This window comes from Amycolatopsis sp. SID8362 (assembly GCF_010550475.1).
Taxonomy (GTDB): domain Bacteria; phylum Actinomycetota; class Actinomycetes; order Mycobacteriales; family Pseudonocardiaceae; genus Amycolatopsis; species Amycolatopsis eburnea.
Genome location: NZ_JAAGNB010001074.1, coordinates 1 through 2,604, shown reverse-complemented (window position 1 = coordinate 2,604; position 2,604 = coordinate 1). Strand labels below are relative to the sequence as shown.

Annotated in this window: 2 protein-coding genes; both read left to right on the top strand. The window is 73.0% G+C overall.

Annotation, left to right across the window (positions count from 1 at the left end):
• Positions 1–1,509, top strand: a 1,509-nt coding sequence (locus G3I65_RS33760; protein ID WP_160699694.1) for a DUF885 domain-containing protein, incomplete at its 5' end; no start/stop codon positions are given.
• A 339-nt stretch (positions 1,510–1,848) separates the two neighbouring features.
• The coding region (locus G3I65_RS33755; protein ID WP_309235869.1) for an EamA family transporter at positions 1,849–2,604 on the top strand (756 nt) is incomplete at its 3' end.

The window sequence follows — 2,604 nt, the reverse complement described above, 5'->3', positions numbered from 1 at the left end:
GCCGTCGCGGCCGCCGAGCCGCGCGACGCCGCGGAACGGGCCGCGCAGGCCGTCTTCACCGAGCGCCTGGGCCTGGAGCTGGAGATCCACGAAGCCGGTCTCGACGTGGCGAGCCTGAACACCATCTCCAGCCCCGTCCAGGAGCTGCGGATGGTGTTCGACCTGATGCCGCTGGAGTCGGAGCAGGACTGGTCGGTCGTCGCGGCCCGCATCGGCGAGGTCCCGAAGGCGCTGGCCGGCGTCCGGGGCGGCCTCCTCGCGGGCGCCGACGCGGGCCACGTCGCGGCGCTGCGGCAGGTCTCGAAGGTGGCGGAGCAGTGCGAGACGTGGGCCGGGCTGAAGGACGCGAAGGGCTTCTTCGCCGGGCTCGTCGAAGGCGCGTCTTCGCAGGGTGAAGCGCTCAAGAGCGACCTCGCGCACGGCGCGCGGGCCGCCGACGAGGCGTTCGCCGAGTTCGCCGGCTTCCTGCGCGCGGAGCTGGCGCCGAAGGCCCCGGTCAAGGATGCCGTCGGCGAGGACGCCTACCGCCTGTGGTCGCGGTACTTCGTCGGCGCCGCGCTCGACCTGCGCGAGGCCTACGAGTGGGGCTGGGCCGAGTTTTCCCGCATCGAAGCGGAAATGCGCGCGGTCGCGAACCGCGTCAAGGCCGGCGCGACCCCGAAGGAAGCCGCGGCGATCCTCGACGCCGACCCGCGTTACCGCGTCCAGGGCCGCGCGGAGTTCGAGGCGTGGATGCAGCGCCTGTCCGACGGCGCCCTGGAATCGTTGCGCGGCAAGCACTTCGAGATCTCCGACCGGGTGATGGCCCTGGAGTGCAAGATCGCCCCGCCCGGCGGCGGCGTCGGCGCGTACTACACGGGCCCGAGCGAGGACTTCAGCCGCCCGGGCCGCATGTGGTGGTCCCTGCCGGCCGGCCGCGACGAGTTCAGCACGTGGCGCGAAACGAGCACGGTCTACCACGAGGGCGCCCCGGGCCACCACCTCCAGATCGCGACGGCGGTCGACCAGTCGGCGTCGCTGAACAAGTACCAGCGCCTGATGGCGTTCACGTCGGGCCATGCGGAGGGCTGGGCGCTGTATTCGGAGCGCCTGATGGAGGAACTGGGCTACCTGTCGGACGACGGCGACCTGCTGGGCATGCTCTCGGAACAGCTGTTCCGCGCCGCCCGGGTGATCGTCGACCTCGGCATGCACCTGGAACTGACCATCCCTTCGGGCGCCGGCTTCCACGACGGCGAGCGCTGGACGCCGGAGCTGGGCCTGGAGTTCATGCTGACCCGCACGATCACCGACGAAGCCCACCTCCGCGACGAGATCGACCGCTACCTGGGCTGGCCGGGTCAGGCCCCGGCGTACAAGATCGGCGAGCGCCTGTGGCTGGCGGCCCGCGCGGAGGCGCAGGCTCGAGCGGGGGCGGCGTTCGACATCAAGCGGTTCCACACGGAGGCCCTGAAGCTGGGCGGGATGGGACTGGACACGCTGCGGGAGCAGTTGGCGAAGCTGGACTGAGGTTGTGTGGGGCCTCGCCGGTCCGCCGGCGGGCCCCCGCCCTCCCTGGGGGGCGTCCCACGTCCAGTTTACCGGCCCCGCCCGACAAACCCGCCCGCAAAGCGATTTCGCCGGCCCGCTGTCCACAACCGCGCCACCCTGTGGAAAACCCCTCGCGCCGCCCCGAGCCGCCCGGTTAAGTTCCCCTCGTGCACCGGATCTTCCTCGTCACCCCACCGCCCCGCGCCTGAGCGGGGTGGTTCCCAGCCGCGTGGCCTGAGCGCCCGCGGCTGATCAGTCGTGCACAACCGCCCCGCGTCGTCGATCTCCCTTTTCCTTCGACGCAGGAGCGTTCCTTTGGTGTCTCTGCCCACGCGCGCCCGTTCTTCGGCCGCGCTCGTCCTCGCCGGTGTCCTCTGGGGCACCGGTGGCCTGGCCGGCTCGCTGCTCGGCGAACTCGCCGGCCTCCACCCGCTCGCCGTCGCGGCCTACCGGCTGCTCGTCGGCGGCGGGGTCGCCACCCTGTTCGTCCTCCTGAAGGGCGGCACCGTCCCGCGCACGGCCGAAGCGGCCAAGCGCGTCCTCGTGGTCGGCGGGCTGTTCGCGCTGTTCCAGGCGAGCTACTTCGCCGCCGTCGCGCTCAGCTCCGTCAGCATCGCGACCATGACCACGATCGGCGCCGCGCCCGTCGTGGTCACGCTCGCCGGCACGCGGAAACCCCGCGGCTGGACGCTGGTCTCCGTGGCGGGCACGCTCGCCGGGCTGGTGCTGCTGCGCTGGTCACCGGATGCCGTGGCCACCCTCGGCGGCCTCGGCTTCGCGCTGCTGGCCGCGGCGGGCTTCGCGGCGTTGACGCTGCTCACGGCCAAGCCGGTCGAAGGCCTGGAGCCGTTGCCCACGACGGCGTTCGGCTGCCTGACCGGCGGGCTGCTGCTCACCCCGGTCGCGAGCTGGACCGGCATGGCGCTGCCGCTGCACGCGGACGTCATTCTGGTGGCCTGCTACCTCGGCGCCGTCCCGACCGCGCTCGCGTACGCCGCTTACCTGCGCGGGCTGGCGGATGCGCACCCGGTGCTGGGCGCGCTGTCGGCGGTGCTCGAGCCGCTGACGGCGGCC